Consider the following 15,741-nt stretch of genomic DNA (forward strand, 5'->3'; position numbering starts at 1 on the left):
GGGGATCATTATGTTCCAAAAAACACGGCTTCAACTAACATTATTGAATTCTATCGTCTTTATTGTCTTAATAGCCATATTAAGCAGAACGATTTATTTCTATACGGAAGACCAGATCTATAAGGATGTAAATGATTCACTTATAAAGGATTACAGGGATTTCAATAATGGCGGCATGCCAGGCGGACGTCCGCAAGGTGAGTTTCTCTTAGGTCCGGGGCCAAGTGTCATCGTTTGGGGACCGGATGATACGATCATTGAGCCAAGACTGAGTGTAGACAATTTTTTTAAGGTCAATGAACAACAATTTTTCCCTAAAACATTTGATGACATTGAAGAAATATCAGTGAATGGATACACGTATCGGGCCCTTTCCACCCAGGTCGATACAGGGTATGGAGAGATGGCCGTACAATTCATCAGGAATGTGGATACAGAAAAGGAAATGCTCGATCGCTTGCTGCTCATATTGTTTGTTGGTGGAGGAATTGGAAGTCTAGTGGCGGTTGGCGCAGGCTATCTTCTGGCAGGACGGGCTTTGATCCCGGTCAAGAAATCCTGGGATCAGCAGCAGCAGTTTGTCTCGGATGCTTCGCATGAAATTAGAACGCCTCTTGCTGTCATTCAATCGCGGGCTGATTTGCTGTTTCAATCACCGAACGCGACAATCGAGGAAAAAGCCGTTGATATATCCATCATTTCGAAAGAAGTCCGGCGATTGAATAAGCTTGTAAACGGACTTTTGACCTTGACCAGAACGGATTCAAATCAAATGGAGGTTAAGAAATCAAACTTTTTCCTTGATGACTTACTTATGGATATCGTGGAACAGTATACGGATATAGCATCTTTTCAAGAAAAATCAATCATTAGCCATGCTCCCGAACAGGTGGTGTTTCATGGTGATAAAGAGAGAATTCATCAGCTGTTGGTGATATTGGTGGATAATGCCATGAAATTCACCGAGGAAGGCGGGAAGATTTCCCTATCCTGCATCAAGAATGCTTCATCCATCATTCTTACTGTGGAGGATAATGGAAAAGGCATTCCGCAGGAAGATCTCCCCTTGATTTTTAACCGTTTTTATCAAGTGGAGCAATCCCGTTCAGCAAATGAAGGCTCAGGCTTAGGTCTATCCATAGCCAAATGGATTGTAAACACACATCAAGGGAACATCAAGGTTACGAGTGAACTGAATGAACGCACCCGTTTCGAAATCACTTTTCCGAGAAATCAAAGGAAAAATTAATCCGCCTTAAGAAGTCATCCAATAGTAAAAGACCCTTACTTTCTTCCTTGTTGCTTAAGGAAAAATTAAGGGTCTTTTTAGATAATCATCTTATAAATACAGTTATTTTCGGAGGGGAATCATTAATGAAAAGACTTGGTAAGTTACACTTTTTGGTTGGAATATTGGCTTCTATCCTTTTAATGGCCCAAGCAGTCATCGGGATCATGATGTATGTGGATGGCAGCGGCACTGAACCCATGAACCGACAGGCGGTGATGGGTCAGCCTGCCGATCGCAACACAACAGAAACGGATGATACGGAAGAATCGGCTAATAGCAGTACGGCGACCGATGATTCATCCACGGAAACGGCATCTAATGATACGCAGGGCACTCCACAAGGCGGGCCTAATGGTTCCGGGACTCCAGGGGAGATGCCAAGCGGTGGCGGTTTCCAAGGCAGAGACTCTTTTGCAGGGAAATTCATCGACTTTTATCAAGGGGCAGGTGGCTTGGCCGTATCCATCATCATCTTTGTAATTGGAGGCGCTGGATTAGCGACAACGATGATATCCAGAAAAACAGCTGCCTAAATAGTCGAAACTATTTAAGGAAAGAGAAGGTTCCCTTCGATGGGGAGCCTTCTTTTTTAATTCACGAAACGCTTATTGTCACTAATTGTTATTTTAAAAAGGGAAATAATAATTGCACTTAAAAAAATATTAGTTTAATATAGACTTCTGGAGAGGTACGTACATGTATTTTGGATGAAAGAGAAAACGTTTGCATAAATTTTTTGAGGGTATCCTACTATTAATGCACGAACATTAAATTCACCCTTAGTGGAGGCAGAATATATGAAATTTCTGATTGCAATTTTAGGACTGCTTATTGTTTTTGGACTAGCTATCTTAGCCAGCAGTGACCGGAAGAAAGTTAAAATTAAACCGATCATCCTCATGGTGGTCATTCAGCTTATTTTAACTTATTTATTATTAAACACGAAGTTTGGCTTAGTGATCATCAATTCGATTGCCGATGGTTTCGGAAAACTCTTAGAATGGGCAAATGAAGGGATAACCTTTGTATTTGGCGGGATTGTGAACGAAGGAGCGTCGCCTTTCTTTTTAAATGTCCTTCTTCCTATCGTATTCATCTCAGCATTAATCGGGATTTTACAGCACTTCAAGATCCTTCCGTTCATCATGAAGTGGATTGGATTCCTTCTAAGTAAGGTGAATGGAATGGGTAAATTGGAATCTTACAATGCGGTAGCATCAGCAATAGTGGGCCAATCCGAGGTTTTCATAACCTTGAAAAAACAACTCGGTGCCATTCCGCCATCTCGCATGTATACGCTTTGTGCATCAGCGATGTCAACTGTATCGATGTCGATCGTCGGCGCATATATGACGATGATTGAACCAAAGTACGTTGTGACGGCAATTGTTATTAACATGTTTGGTGGATTTATCATCGCATCCATTATCAATCCTTATACCGTAACGGATGAAGAGGATATTCTCCCTGTTGAAGAAGGGGCAGAGAAGCAGTCTTTCTTCGAAATGCTTGGGGAATATATCATGGATGGATTTAAAGTTGCTATCACTGTAGCAGCGATGTTAATTGGTTTCGTTGCATTAATCGCAGGGATCAATAGCTTATTCGACATGATCTTCGGCATCAGCTTCCAAGACATCATGGGGTATATCTTTGCACCGTTTGCCTTTATCATGGGTATACCGATTTCCGAAACCGTGACTGCTGGCGGAATCATGGCGACGAAACTGGTAACCAATGAATTCGTTGCCATGCTGAGCTTAGGGGACGCATCAGCAGCCTTGAGTGAAAGAACGATAGGGATCGTTTCGGTTTTCTTGGTTTCATTCGCCAATTTCTCATCAATTGGAATCATTGCCGGTGCAGTCAAAGGACTTCATGAAAAACAGGGAAATGTTGTAGCCCGTTTCGGCTTGAAGCTGCTTTACGGTGCGACTCTTGTCAGCATCCTATCAGCGATCATTGTAAGTGTGATACTTTAAATAACGAATCTAAAATAAAAGGGCACTTGGGTTTACTCCTAAGTGCCTCTTTTATATTTGTACAGCAAAGATACAATATTTTGAAGGTGTTTGGCTTGCTGGTATATAATACATAAAATGACAGGCGTGAAAGGGGAGTTTTAGCATGACGATGGATGGAAAAGAAACGGCTATCTTTGCAGGAGGCTGCTTTTGGTGCATGGTTGCTCCCTTTGATGAAATGGATGGTATTATTTCAGTGACATCGGGTTATACAGGCGGTAAATTTGCCGCACCTAGTTATAAACAAGTGATTACCGGTTCGACCGATCATGTTGAAGCGGTTCAAGTGGTATTCGATCCATCAATCATTTCATATAAAACCTTATTGGAGATATTCTGGCATCAAATCGATCCTACGGATGACGAGGGGCAGTTCTCGGATAGGGGAAAGCAATACAAAGCAGCCATTTTCTATCTTAATGAACGTCAGAAACAGGAGGCAGAACAATCGAAGGAAGACTTAATTATGAGTGGGCGGTTTAAGAAACCTATTGTTACGGGTATTCTACCATCGGGGAATTTTTACGCCGCTGAGGAATATCATCAAGAGTTCTATCGAAAAAATCAATTTCGCTATGCATTATATCGTAAAGGCTCAGGACGGGATGCTTTCATTAAAGAAAATTGGCCTAAGGATAATGCACACCTTAGAAAAACCTTAACGGAGAGTCAGTTTCATGTCACCCAGGAAAATGGCACGGAGCCGCCTTTCGATAATGCCTATTGGGATCACTTTGAAGAAGGCATCTATGTGGATGTCGTTTCTGGGGAGCCTCTATTCAGTTCGCGGAATAAGTATGATAGCGGCTGTGGGTGGCCTAGCTTCACGAAGCCCATCATGTCGGCAAGTGTCAATGAAAAAATCGATCTCAGCCACCGAATGACCCGGACCGAGGTGCGCAGCAAGGACGCCGATTCCCACCTTGGACATGTTTTTCCTGATGGCCCAAGCCCTAAAGGCACAAGATATTGCATAAACTCTGCGGCCCTTCGATTCATTCCTAGAAATGAAATGGAGAAAGAGGGATATGGTGACTTATTATTACTTTTTAAAATGAAATAACTAGGGAGATAGGGGAACACAAATGGATAAAATAGATGAAAATTTATATCAATATATCCTTGATAACTCGTCGAAGATTACGGAAAACTGGCTGGCTTTAAGGGAAAAGCAGTCTGGATCCATCTATTCAATGGATTCTAATGAGGAAATCGAAAAGCTGCTTAGGGAACAGAATACATTGACGATCAAGACAGTGACCAGTGCTTTGCTTGAAGATAAAACTGCTTTTATTGAAACGATGGAGCAGTGGGCCACACTTGTCGCGAAGAGCAGGGTTGAATCTGACACCCCTATTTACGAAGTGTTGGAAGCGCTTAATAAGGTTCGCGAAACATATTGGGCCTTCATCACTGATTATATGCTCATGGATACGAAGATAACGAAGGATACAATCATCCGGTGGAGCCGGCTTATTAATCGTGCCTTCGATCAATTGAACCGTGAGTTCACAGAGCAGTATTACCTTTTGACAAAAGAACGGCTCCTTGCTCAACAGGAGCTGATTAATGAACTGGGCGCACCTGTCATTCCCATTGTTGATGCCATTGCGGTATTGCCGTTAATCGGTGAAATCGATACCTATCGGGCAAAGGAAATATTGAATGGGACTCCAAGCAAATGCATTAGCAAAAATATCACACACTTATTCATCGATTTATCGGGGGTCTCCCTTTTGGATACGATGGTTGCCCAACAGATCTATCAATTGATAAGTACCCTGAACCTGTTAGGAATTCAATCGACCATTTCCGGGATTCGTCCTGAAGTGGCCCAGACATCGATTCAGTTAGGTCTTGATTTTAGTCAGGTTTCGACACATAGTACTCTTAAACAGGCTCTTTCCAAGCAAGGGATCAAACTTTACGAGAAAAAATGATATAAGGGTGCAGAAAATGAAAAAGAACCAGATCCCGCTAGGAATCTGGTTCTTTTTCGTGATTCTATAACTTGAATGAACTTTTCAACCCGACGATTTGGTTGAAGACCAAGTGATCGGCCGCAGTGAGTTTTGAATCAACATTATAATAGCCATGCCTGAAGAATTGGAATTTATCCTGAGGCTTAACATCTTTCATGTTAGGCTCGACAAATCCTTGTAAAATTTCTATAGAATCAGGGTTTACCCGGTCCAGGAATGATTTTTCTTCCTCTTCATCATTTTCCTTATCCAGGATTAAAGGCTGATAGTTGCGGAATTCCGCTGAAACGGCTTGTGAAGCTTCTACCCAGTGCAATGTACCTTTTACTTTACGGCCAGTGAAACCCGATCCGCTTTTCGTTTCAATATCGTATGTGCAGCGAAGTTCAATGACGTTACCGGCATCGTCTTTTATCACTTCTTCACATTTAATGAAATAAGCATGTTTCAAACGAACTTCATTGCCCGGGAAAAGTCGGAAATACTTTTTCGGCGGGTTTTCCATGAAATCGTCCTGTTCGATATATATTTCACGTGAAAACGGGATTTGGCGTGTGCCCATTTCCGGAACTTCCGGATTGACCTCAGCATCCAGCCATTCTATCTCGCCTTCCGGATAGTTGGTGATGACCACTTTAAGCGGGTTCAGGATGCCCATAGTCCGTGGAGCCTTCAGCTTCAAGTCTTCCCGCACGAAATGATCAAGCATTTGAGAGTCCACGACACCGCTTGTTTTGGCGACGCCTATCTCTTGGCAGAATGCACGAATCGCTTCTGGTGTATACCCGCGTCTCCGCAAGCCTGAAACAGTAGGCATCCTCGGGTCGTCCCAGCCGTCCACGAAGCCCTCATCGACAAGCTGCTTCAGTTTTCGCTTGCTCATTACTGTATTGGTCAGGTTAAGACGGCCAAATTCATATTGTTTTGGTTTGCTTTCCATTTCACAATTCTCAACGATCCAGTCATAAAGAGGGCGTTGATCTTCGAACTCAAGGGTACAAATGGAGTGTGTGACTCCCTCGATGGCATCTTCAATTGGGTGGGCAAAGGCATACATTGGGTAGATGCACCATTTGTTGCCGGTATTATGGTGTTCAGTATGGGAGATACGGTATATGACGGGATCACGCAAATTAATGTTAGGTGAGCTCATATCGATTTTTGCACGCAATACTTTTTTGCCGTTTTCGAATTCGCCGCTGCGCATCTTTTCAAATAGTTCAAGATTTTCCTCGACGGTTCTATTTCGGTAGGGGCTGTCTTTCCCCGGCTCTGTCAGCGTTCCGCGATATTCACGGATTTGGTCGGCATTAAGGTCGTCCACATATGCCAGTCCTTTATTGATGAGCAGCACAGCTCTTTTATACATTTCATCAAAATAGTCGGAAGCGAAGAAAAGGTTATCCCAGTCGTAACCGAGCCATTTTACATCTTCCTTTATGGAGTTAACAAACTCAATATCCTCTTTCAACGGATTCGTATCATCGAAACGAAGGTTAGTTTTCCCATTGAAATCATCAGCCACCCCAAAATTCAAAATGATTGATTTGGCATGTCCGATATGTAAATATCCGTTCGGCTCGGGAGGGAAGCGGGTGATGACATGATCATGTTTTCCGGACTCTAGGTCATCTTTTATAATATTTTTAATAAAATTCGAAGAGTTATTTTCCAACTGAATTCGACCTCTTTCATTTATATACTTCTTTTAATTTTACCTGTATATATACCATAAATACAGATATTTTTCCATGTTCAAGCCGGAATCAGGGTTTATCTGAAACAATTCATCAAGTATTTAGTTTGTACAATCGGAGCCGAAATATCCCTGAAACTTTAATCAGGTAATTTAGGGAACTACTTAACTGGATATTAAGGAAACCAATAAATCCTTTTTCATTCAAAAAAAGCAATACAGGAATTCACGCCTGTATTGCTTATAATCTCGCTAGCAGACAGATTTTAGAATTGAAATCAAAAGACTGTCGTTTGCAAAAATTCTTTTGTACGCTCTTCCTTTGGATTGGTGAAGAATTCTTTTGGCGGTCCGCTTTCGACAACCCTACCATTATGCATGAAGACAATCCAATCCCCGACTTCACGTGCAAAGCTCATTTCATGTGTAACGACTACCATTGTCATCCCTTCCAAGGCAAGTTCCTTCATCGTGGCAAGAACTTCACCGACAAGTTCGGGATCCAGAGCCGAGGTGGGCTCATCAAAGAGCAGGATATCAGGTTTCATGGCAAGGGCGCGGGCTATGGCAACACGCTGTTTCTGGCCACCTGAGAGCTTGCTTGGATAGACATCCGCTTTATCTGATAAACCGACTTTTGCAAGCAATGCCTTTGCTTCTTCAATCGCTTGGGCCTTAGGGACCTTTTTGACGTGTGTCGGTGCTTCGATGACATTTTCCAGTACGGTCATATGAGGAAAGAGGTAGAAATGCTGAAATACCATTCCGACTTTTTCGCGGATTTTATTAATATCATGGGTACCCGGATTGATTTCCGTTCCTTCAATGAGGATTTGGCCGCTGTCTTTCTTCTCTAAATAATTCAAACAGCGGAGCAGGGTGCTTTTTCCGGAACCGCTTGGTCCGATCAGACAGACAACATCGCTATCGAGTACCTTCATATCAATATCTTTAAGTACATGCAGATTTCCATACGATTTATTTAAATTCCTTATCCGAATCATTTCTTTTTGTTCCATTTCAATTCCCCCTATCGATCACTAATGGACAGTTTCTTTTCGAATAAATTGACGATAATGGTCAGGAATGCCACTAGAATCAAGTAGTAGACCGCTACAATCAATAAATAAGTCATTTCATCGAAATTATTCGAGCCTAACGTAGTCGCCACATTAAACAGCTCATTCATGGATATGAAGGCTGCAAGTGATGAATCCTTCAGTCCGATGATGAATTGGTTGCCAAGCGGCGGCAATGCGCGGCGGAAGGCTTGAGGCAAGATGATTCTCCTTAAGGTGAGCGAATTGCTCATGCCAAGGGAGCGTCCGGCCTCCATTTGGCCTTTGTCGATGGATTGAATCGTCCCACGTAAAATCTCTGAGATATACGCTCCATTATGGAAGGCCAGGGCAAGTGACGCCGCCCAGAAGTCCGGCAGTAAGAAGAGATTGCTGATACCGAAATAGAGTATGAATATCTGTACGATTAAAGGTGTTCCACGTACCAGGAATACATATGTATCTGAAATCCATGCAAGAATTTTTATATTGGATATTTTTAAAAGTGCAAATAGCAAACCGATGACGATACCTACCAATATGGAGACTACCGTCAGTTCCAATGTGAGGAGCATGGCTCGGATGAATACGTCCGAGGAGCTAAATAATGTATCAAAAAAATGTGAAAAACTTGGCAATGTAATGACTCCCTTTCTATCAATCTTTATTCAGGCTTAGTTGTGATGTCCTCACCGAAGTATTTTTTGCTGATTTTCGCAAGAGTTCCATCTTCCCGGAGGTTTTCAAGTGCTTCGTTGATGCGTGCAAGGAGCTGCGGGTTGTCGTTAGGCAGTACGATGGCCTGCTCGCTTCGTTCGATCAATTGCCTTCCTTCGATGTCGAAACCTTCCTTGGTCGCTTCCTTACCGGTTACGAAGTCGGTGATGACGGCATCATGACGCCCTCCGCTCAATGCTTTCAGGGCGGTGATATCACTGTCATAGGTTTTTACATTGGTTGTATATTTTTCTGCTGTGGTTGCGTACGTAGAGCCTTTAGAAGCCGCAACTTCCTTACCCTTTAAATCTTCAACCGTTTTAATATCACTATCCGAACGGACAAAAATTTGAGGACCTGAATAGTAATAAGGGGTAGAGAAGGCAACATGTTTACTTCGTTGTTCATTGATTGTATGACTGGCAACCGCGGCATCTGCCCGACCGGTTTTAACACCTTCCACGATACCTTTGAATTTTATCCGTTTAGGCACTGGCTCTAGGTCGAGTTCCTTTGCAATTGCATCGCCAACTTCAATATCGAACCCGGTTACGGTCATGTCATCATTGACATAACTGAATGGCTTGAATTCACCTGAGGCAGCGAAAACAAACTGGTCCTCATTGATCAGCTTACTCCCGTCCTCCAGCTGGTCCTTTTCAGCACAGCCGGACAGAAGACCAAGAACAGCCAGAATGGATACAATGAATGTAACTGATGATTTCATGATAATTTCATTTCCCCCTTTAAAAAAACTAATAGAATGGTCTATACCCTTATAAGGCAGTGAATAACCTTATTAACTAGGGAAAATAAAAACTGAAATAAAAATGGTTGTCCAGATCATGCCGACATTTCATTCAAGAGTCCCCCTTAACTATGCATTTCATAAAGGTTCTCGGCCTTTGCCTTCATTTCCTTTAAATTCACCAGTTATTTATTGGAAGAATGATAGTGCCTATTAATAGAGGGTGGGAACTAATGGTATCTTTTCAATTCCATATAGGTAATTTCTATTTCAATATAAAAAAGCCGACCGTGATCAGGCCGACTTTTCCGCGATTAAAACCTATGAAATATGACTAGAGGATAGGTTTATCAAATGGAAACTCCTTTTGATTTTGTAAGTGTTACTAAAGTAGAACTTTTGACTCTTGGAATAAAAGACCTTCATTTCATATCATCACTTTCTCTTTATTTACTCAAAAATGAAACTCATTGTTCCAAAGTAGGAATGTATAACAAATTCCTTTTATATACGATTAAATTATTACAATTCAATTTTCATTAATAAAAGGGGCTGAATTAAAAGCTGATGCTTCATTTAAATCCCATGTATCAAGTTCAAAAGAAGGAAGATTAAAAATCAATTGATTTGCAATAAAGTAAATCCATTAACTAGGGGGCGGAGTCTCAAGTTCAGCGACTAATACAATAGCAAATGTTATTTATGGTTTGAACTTATGGCTTGGAACGATGACAAAAACAAAGGGGAAAGTAAAAAATGAAAAAGTATTTCTTGCTTAAATTACTCGGACTTATGGTTTTATTAGTTCCTATACTATTTAAATCTTTGAAAATAATAGAGAGTATAAATGCTACTATAATTGTAATTACTATTTTACTAGGCATAGCGATACTTGTAATGGGAGATTATTTGCAAAAAAAAGAATGAGCAGCTAATTTTAGCGGCTTATCCCAATTTGTCACATTTAAAACTTTATCTTATCTTTTGAATTTTCTTACAATTTTAAAAAGAAGAAAGCCTATTAAAGATATTATAACTATTGTTATTAAAGCTCCTATTGGACTAAAGGTTTTCATATTATTTCTCCTTAGAATGCATATAAGTTGAAGGACCCACTAGTTGTTTTAACTTCTACATAAGCATCAGTGTATGTGTATACTACAGCAATTGCACTATATTTTACAGTCTTATCCATTGCCCATGATGTTTTTTTTGTGGTTGTGCTACTTTGTGCGGAACCACTATAAACTATGCCTACGTAAGTTCCGCTTTTTCCTAGTACGCCATAAGCAACATTTGTTACAGCAGTTTTTATTCCTTTAACTTTTGAACTTCCGGCAGGAATCGTAGCTTTAAGGTTTCCTCGATAACTATGATTTAATACATTTATATTTGTATAAACTTTTCCAGTGAATTTAACAGTGACACCATATTTTGATTTTGATTTACTAAAAGATTGGCTATTTGTATTACCAAATTTCAGTGAAATTGGTTGAATTAAGTTAGTTGGTTGGACGGCAATGTCCTCCGTTTCGTTTGTACTTGAAGCATAAGCTCTTATAAACTCTGTATCTTCCAATGAAAAGGGTTCATTTATATTATATTTTGAATTAATTTTTTCAAATCTATCAATGATTTGTTTGTCTGATAAATTTTTATTAATTTTAAATTTAATTTCCTTAATTTCAATCGGGTCTAATGATGTTGGTTGTCTTTCAACTGGCTTTTCCTCCGTTACAGTTGAGTTACCCTCAGCTGCAAATACATGAGATGGAAGTAGAGCGGCTCCTAAAACTAGAATCAAGGATAAAAATAGTAAAGATTTCATTTTTTGTATCATTGTTATTTCTCCCTCCATTTAGTTTGTGTATTCTATGTTAAATGAAAAGAGAGACGTGCATTTCTCAAAATTGAAATCAAATGTTTTAACACTGAAACAACCAAAAGATTACGTGATTTCCAATCTCTTAAGAATCTCTTAAGAAAACAGCCATTTAGTTTTTAATTTTAAAGTAGCCATATCTTATTTTCCCCACTCCATCATTGTTTTGTTTTAACGTCAAATAGGAATTAGTTTAAATTGGAAAGAATAATATCCACTGTGCTTCCGGAATATGTATAGCTCAGAATAAGAGAGGTTGTAATAATGCTGCCTGCAAGTGGTTGGATAGTTTTTTAATATTGCCTAAAATCATCCCAAACGTAACATAAGAAATGATTTTTAGAGTTTCAATATATAAATAATTTATTTCATTATTGGAACTTTATTAATTTCTATTAAATATAAACACCAATTTTTTTTACAGGATAAAGATGTTATAGATAGGATATTAAGGTACAAATCCTTGTAAGCAAAAATTTTTAAATATGTTGTACTTATTTCTACTGTGTAATCTGTGTATGTTGGAATAAAAGTGGAATGTTTCGAATCGTCGTGGCTACCAACAAAATCCCGAATTGATTGACTGACTTTAATTTTTGCCATGAATTGAAGTATAATATAGCAAAATAGAAGAAGGGCAGTTGGGAAAATGGTGAGCAACTTTGTGCAAGAGCAGTTACAGGAATTTCGCGAAAGAAATCAAGATAGAGGCCGTTTGATTATAAAATGTCCGGACCAGCCGGGAATTGTTTCGACAGTTACGGCTTTTCTTAAAGAATATGATGCAAATATTGTTGAATTGAGTCAGTATTCGATGAATCCTGAGGGCGGTACCTTTTTCACCAGGATCGAGTTCGATTGTCCAGGATTGAAGGATAAGGCAGCGGATATGCAACTGGCATTCCAGGAAGTTTCGACAGCATTCTCGATGCAATGGACATTTAACCATGTCAGTGATTTGAAGAGAACGGCCATCTTCGTTTCCAAGGAACCTCATTGCCTTTTGGAATTGCTATGGGAGTGGCAAAGCGGGGATTTATTGGCTGACATTGCGCTAGTCATCAGCAACCATGAAGATACGAGGGAAATTGTCGAATCGATGGGCATCCCGTTTTATTACATTCCTGCCAATAAGGATATACGCAAGGAAGTGGAGACTAAACAGCTTGGACTTCTGGAAGAATTCAAAGTGGACCTTATTGTATTGGCCAGGTATATGCAGATATTGACGCCGGACTTCGTAGCGGCCCATCCGAACAGAATCATCAATATCCATCATTCATTTTTACCTGCCTTCATTGGAGCCCGGCCTTATGAACGAGCTTATGACAGAGGTGTTAAGCTGATTGGAGCGACATCCCATTATGTGACGAATGATTTGGATGAAGGTCCAATCATCGAACAGGATATTGAACGTGTGGACCATCGTGATTCTGCCGCGGATATGAAGAAAATCGGTCGTTCAGCTGAACGCAGGGTACTGGCACGTGCCGTTAAATGGCATTTGGAGGACCGCGTGATTGTTCATGAAAATAAAACGGTAGTCTTTTAAAATGAAAATCCCCCCTTTGGGTTGCCAAGGGGGGTTTTTAGGATGGAATTTAGTGAGTGCTAGTACGTGTATTCCACCCTTACTGAGGCAGTGATGTTCAGTTCACCAGGCTGAATCGGGGTAGTCGCCATTTTTGAAAAGGTACTTGTTTGATAAAGCATTGGGGTTGCCGTTTCGGATAGCTCTTCAACCTTATTAGGGACTGGGTTCAATGAGATTCCCAGTGTTCGAGCCATGGAGAGTGCTTTTTCATATGCATTTTTTAAGGCGAGAGAAAGTGCCTGGTTATAGTATGCATCTGGATTTGATAAAGAGAAGCGGATGCTGGTGATTGAATTGGCGCCGCTTCTGACGGCCGTGTCGATTATGCTGCCTATTTTCTCGATGTCGGACGTTTGGGCTTGTATGATGTGCTGGACTTTATAGTTCTTGAACAATTCCTTTCCGTCAATATAATCATATTGTGGATCGATTCTGTAATCACTCGTTTTCAATTGCTCTTCGGGAATGCCTGCGGATTTAAGTGATGCGATGACATTTGCGATTGCTTGGGAATTGGCTTGCTGGGCCTTTTGCGGGTCCTTATCCTCTGTTATGACTCCAAGGGTGATCGTGGCTTGATCCGGAGCAGCAGATAGCGTCTCTGAGCCGGAAACTTTCAATATATGATCATCATTGCGGTAATAATCCCTTTCGGGGGCATTGTATTCTTGATTCATTTTGACACCAGCCTTTATAAGAGATAATCTCACCCCTATTGTACGAATTATGAACGGGAAACATGATTGAAATATCCCCATCGTCATTAATTCGTTCGAATGATCATAAAAAAACACTCGGCCAAGACCGAGTGCGCATTAATTATGAATGACTTGAACCCTGCCAACCTGCCCATCAGTCAACCTTACTTTAATTCCATGAGGGTGAGTGCTGGAGTTGGTTAAAATATCCTTTACAGTGCCGCTTGTCAGTTTTCCGGTGCGTTGATCTGCTTTAAGTACAATGTCCACAGAGGCACCTGGGGTAATATCTTTCCGGTTTTTACCGTTCATGTTCAATTCAATCCTTTTCAGAGTTATTTGCAACCATTCAATCATGCAGTAACTTCAGTATAAGGAAAACGGCGGGCCCAGTCGACTTTTAGATAAAATCACAATTGGCACTTAGCGAATTTTTTTCAATGGTTCGACAGCAGGGCCATTCAACACTTCACCAGCGATGGAGTAGCGGGAGCCATGACATGGGCAATCCCAAGTACGGTCGCCGCTATTCCAGGCAACTTCACACCCCATGTGTGTACATGTGGAATCAACGATATGAAGCTGGCCATCATGATCACGGTAACACCCAGCTTTGTCTCCATTCACCTTAACGATTGCTCCTTCATCAATTCCTAAGTCTTCCGGCGTTTTTTGAATGACGGCCAATTTGCCTTTAATCAGATGCTTCGCCACATCAGCATTATCTTGGACTATATTCTTCACGCCTTTTAAACGGGCAGGATCATACAATTCCGCATACCTGTTATCTATTTGCAAAATCCGGTCAGTTAAGATCTTGGCGGCAATCGATCCATTCGTCATTCCCCATTTCGCATAGCCGGTAGCTATCAGGACGTTTTGTTGGTTGGCTGTCACTGGACCGACGAAGGGGATATTATCCGGTGTCACGATATCCTGTGCCGACCAGCGGTAGGGAATGTCCTTCACATCGAAATACTGGGAACTGAAGTCCTTCAGTGCTTCATAATGCTCGATCGTCGAGATTCCCTGGCCTGTTTTATGGCCATCTCCGCCAACAAGTATAAGTTTTTCCCCATTGTCCAATTCCGTATAGCGAAGGGAGCGGCTAGGGCTGTCTGCACTGTAATACATCCCGCCTGGATACTCCTGTTCAGTCCTGATGCCAAGCACATAGGACCTACTTACATGAACACGGGCAAAGTATAAGCCCTTTTCATCATTGAAAGGGAAGTGGGAGGCCACGATAACCTGATTGCTTTTGATTGTATGTCCAGTATCGGTCAGAACGGTTGGTGGATCGCCGTCTTCAATTTTCATTGCCGTTGTACGTTCATAAATGGTGCCTCCTGCATCGAGAATTGTCGAAATGAGGGCCGTTAAATATTTTAATGGGTGAAACTGTGCTTGATCTTTCATTATCACAGCAGCTTTACAAGGAATGGAGAAAGGGATATTCTCCGCATAATCCCCGCGAATGCCGAGTTTTTGATAGGCTTTCAATTCATTTTGAATTTTGCTTTTATATTCCTCAGTATTTGCGTACACATAGGCATCCTGTGCAGTCAAATTACATTCTATGGAATGTTCTTCTACCAAGTCTTTGATAAGCTTCATTCCATCTGTATTGGCTTCATAATAAAGTTTGGCATTCTCTTCACCATGGTCAGTGATCAGTTGGTCGTAAATCAGGCCATGTTGGGCCGTGATTTTTGCTGTAGTGTGTCCTGTCGTTCCAGTAAGGATTTCGCCTGCTTCAATCAGTGTGACTTTAACACCTTGTTTAGCTAGTAGGTAAGCAGATGTGATTCCGGTAATTCCGCCGCCTACTATTAAGACATCAGTGGTTAAATCTGTATCTAATTTAGAAAAAGTAGGGAATGTCAACGCACTGCGCCAATAAGGTTCCGGAAATCGGGGAAGGTCTGTATTTTTTTCAGTCATTTGAATACCTCCATACAGTTCATTAGTGAATCGTCCATTTATTACCATACCCAAATCCGCTATTTATACGCTTATTTTTGTAAGAAGAAAGACTAAAAAAATACATT

The 15,741-nt window shown here is 41.0% G+C and carries 15 protein-coding genes; 7 read left to right on the forward strand and 8 right to left on the reverse strand.

The genetic code is table 11. The annotated features are described in order from the left end of the window. Positions 1-10 precede the first annotated feature (10 nt). The 5 genes from ACSR9O_RS11100 to ACSR9O_RS11120 all read left to right on the forward strand — a co-directional run bounded on the left by ACSR9O_RS11100 (position 11) and on the right by ACSR9O_RS11120 (position 5,255). Complete coding sequence (locus tag ACSR9O_RS11100; RefSeq protein ID WP_459735228.1) at positions 11-1,249, forward strand: sensor histidine kinase; 1,239 nt, start codon at positions 11-13, stop codon at positions 1,247-1,249. 125 nt (positions 1,250-1,374) lie between these two features. Then, positions 1,375-1,824 carry a hypothetical protein gene (locus ACSR9O_RS11105; RefSeq protein ID WP_101223931.1) on the forward strand — a complete coding sequence of 150 codons (450 nt, stop codon included), beginning with the start codon at positions 1,375-1,377 and terminating at the stop codon, positions 1,822-1,824. 264 nt (positions 1,825-2,088) lie between these two features. Then, complete coding sequence (locus ACSR9O_RS11110) at positions 2,089-3,273, forward strand: NupC/NupG family nucleoside CNT transporter (protein WP_101223930.1); 1,185 nt, start codon at positions 2,089-2,091, stop codon at positions 3,271-3,273. 145 nt (positions 3,274-3,418) lie between these two features. After that, positions 3,419-4,378 (forward strand): peptide-methionine (R)-S-oxide reductase MsrB, encoded by a 960-nt coding sequence (gene msrB, locus ACSR9O_RS11115; RefSeq protein ID WP_491724396.1) that lies wholly within the window; start codon positions 3,419-3,421, stop codon positions 4,376-4,378. Between the two features lie 22 nt (positions 4,379-4,400). Next, positions 4,401-5,255, forward strand: coding sequence for an STAS domain-containing protein (locus tag ACSR9O_RS11120; RefSeq protein WP_434168206.1), 855 nt, complete (start codon positions 4,401-4,403; stop codon positions 5,253-5,255). Positions 5,256-5,319: 64 nt separating this feature from the next. On the opposite strand, the gene ACSR9O_RS11125 is transcribed toward ACSR9O_RS11120, so the two are convergent. The 4 genes from ACSR9O_RS11125 to ACSR9O_RS11140 form a co-directional block, all read right to left on the reverse strand. Next, the gene (locus ACSR9O_RS11125) at positions 5,320-6,972 is read right to left on the reverse strand and encodes a glutamine--tRNA ligase/YqeY domain fusion protein (protein ID WP_491724397.1); all 1,653 of its coding nucleotides are present in this window, start codon (positions 6,970-6,972) and stop codon (positions 5,320-5,322) included. Between the two features lie 299 nt (positions 6,973-7,271). Continuing rightward, positions 7,272-8,012, reverse strand: a complete 741-nt coding sequence (locus tag ACSR9O_RS11130; RefSeq protein ID WP_095390614.1) for an amino acid ABC transporter ATP-binding protein — start codon at positions 8,010-8,012, stop codon at positions 7,272-7,274. 11 nt (positions 8,013-8,023) lie between these two features. Continuing rightward, entirely contained in the window at positions 8,024-8,689 is a 666-nt protein-coding gene (locus ACSR9O_RS11135) for an amino acid ABC transporter permease (RefSeq protein ID WP_048685680.1), read from the reverse strand. Positions 8,690-8,715: 26 nt separating this feature from the next. Further along, a complete protein-coding gene (locus ACSR9O_RS11140) occupies positions 8,716-9,495 on the reverse strand; it encodes a transporter substrate-binding domain-containing protein (RefSeq protein ID WP_230176058.1) in 780 nt (259 codons plus the stop codon). 777 nt (positions 9,496-10,272) lie between these two features. On the opposite strand from ACSR9O_RS11140, the gene ACSR9O_RS11145 reads away from it, so the two are divergent. After that, complete coding sequence (locus ACSR9O_RS11145; RefSeq protein WP_491724398.1) at positions 10,273-10,443, forward strand: hypothetical protein; 171 nt, start codon at positions 10,273-10,275, stop codon at positions 10,441-10,443. A 160-nt stretch (positions 10,444-10,603) separates the two neighbouring features. Here ACSR9O_RS11145 and ACSR9O_RS11150 read toward each other — a convergent pair whose 3' ends face one another. Further along, complete coding sequence (locus ACSR9O_RS11150; RefSeq protein ID WP_491724399.1) at positions 10,604-11,356, reverse strand: hypothetical protein; 753 nt, start codon at positions 11,354-11,356, stop codon at positions 10,604-10,606. 694 nt (positions 11,357-12,050) lie between these two features. On the opposite strand from ACSR9O_RS11150, the gene purU reads away from it, so the two are divergent. Further along, entirely contained in the window at positions 12,051-12,950 is a 900-nt protein-coding gene (gene purU, locus ACSR9O_RS11155) for a formyltetrahydrofolate deformylase (protein ID WP_260358827.1), read from the forward strand. 59 nt (positions 12,951-13,009) lie between these two features. On the opposite strand, the gene ACSR9O_RS11160 is transcribed toward purU, so the two are convergent. The 3 genes from ACSR9O_RS11160 to ACSR9O_RS11170 all read right to left on the reverse strand — a co-directional run bounded on the left by ACSR9O_RS11160 (position 13,010) and on the right by ACSR9O_RS11170 (position 15,634). After that, entirely contained in the window at positions 13,010-13,669 is a 660-nt protein-coding gene (locus tag ACSR9O_RS11160; protein WP_402943151.1) for an SIMPL domain-containing protein, read from the reverse strand. Positions 13,670-13,807: 138 nt separating this feature from the next. Beyond that, positions 13,808-14,002, reverse strand: a complete 195-nt coding sequence (locus tag ACSR9O_RS11165; RefSeq protein ID WP_402943154.1) for a YwbE family protein — start codon at positions 14,000-14,002, stop codon at positions 13,808-13,810. A 111-nt stretch (positions 14,003-14,113) separates the two neighbouring features. Then, complete coding sequence (locus ACSR9O_RS11170; RefSeq protein WP_491724400.1) at positions 14,114-15,634, reverse strand: FAD-dependent oxidoreductase; 1,521 nt, start codon at positions 15,632-15,634, stop codon at positions 14,114-14,116. Positions 15,635-15,741: the final 107 nt, after the last annotated feature.

This window comes from Peribacillus sp. B65 (assembly GCF_058513295.1).

Bases quoted from the DNA above. Each gene is read 5' to 3' on its own strand.
- ACSR9O_RS11100 (WP_459735228.1), top strand. From the start codon at position 11: ATGTTCCAAAAAACACGGCTTCAACTAACATTATTGAATTCTATCGTC.
- ACSR9O_RS11105 (WP_101223931.1), top strand. From the start codon at position 1,375: ATGAAAAGACTTGGTAAGTTACACTTTTTGGTTGGAATATTGGCTTCT.
- ACSR9O_RS11110 (WP_101223930.1), top strand. From the start codon at position 2,089: ATGAAATTTCTGATTGCAATTTTAGGACTGCTTATTGTTTTTGGACTA.
- msrB (WP_491724396.1), top strand. From the start codon at position 3,419: ATGACGATGGATGGAAAAGAAACGGCTATCTTTGCAGGAGGCTGCTTT.
- ACSR9O_RS11120 (WP_434168206.1), top strand. From the start codon at position 4,401: ATGGATAAAATAGATGAAAATTTATATCAATATATCCTTGATAACTCG.
- ACSR9O_RS11130 (WP_095390614.1), bottom strand. From the start codon at position 8,012: ATGGAACAAAAAGAAATGATTCGGATAAGGAATTTAAATAAATCGTAT.
- ACSR9O_RS11140 (WP_230176058.1), bottom strand. From the start codon at position 9,495: ATGAAATCATCAGTTACATTCATTGTATCCATTCTGGCTGTTCTTGGT.
- ACSR9O_RS11145 (WP_491724398.1), top strand. From the start codon at position 10,273: ATGAAAAAGTATTTCTTGCTTAAATTACTCGGACTTATGGTTTTATTA.
- ACSR9O_RS11150 (WP_491724399.1), bottom strand. From the start codon at position 11,356: ATGATACAAAAAATGAAATCTTTACTATTTTTATCCTTGATTCTAGTT.
- ACSR9O_RS11160 (WP_402943151.1), bottom strand. From the start codon at position 13,669: ATGAATCAAGAATACAATGCCCCCGAAAGGGATTATTACCGCAATGAT.
- ACSR9O_RS11165 (WP_402943154.1), bottom strand. From the start codon at position 14,002: ATGAACGGTAAAAACCGGAAAGATATTACCCCAGGTGCCTCTGTGGAC.
- ACSR9O_RS11170 (WP_491724400.1), bottom strand. From the start codon at position 15,634: ATGACTGAAAAAAATACAGACCTTCCCCGATTTCCGGAACCTTATTGG.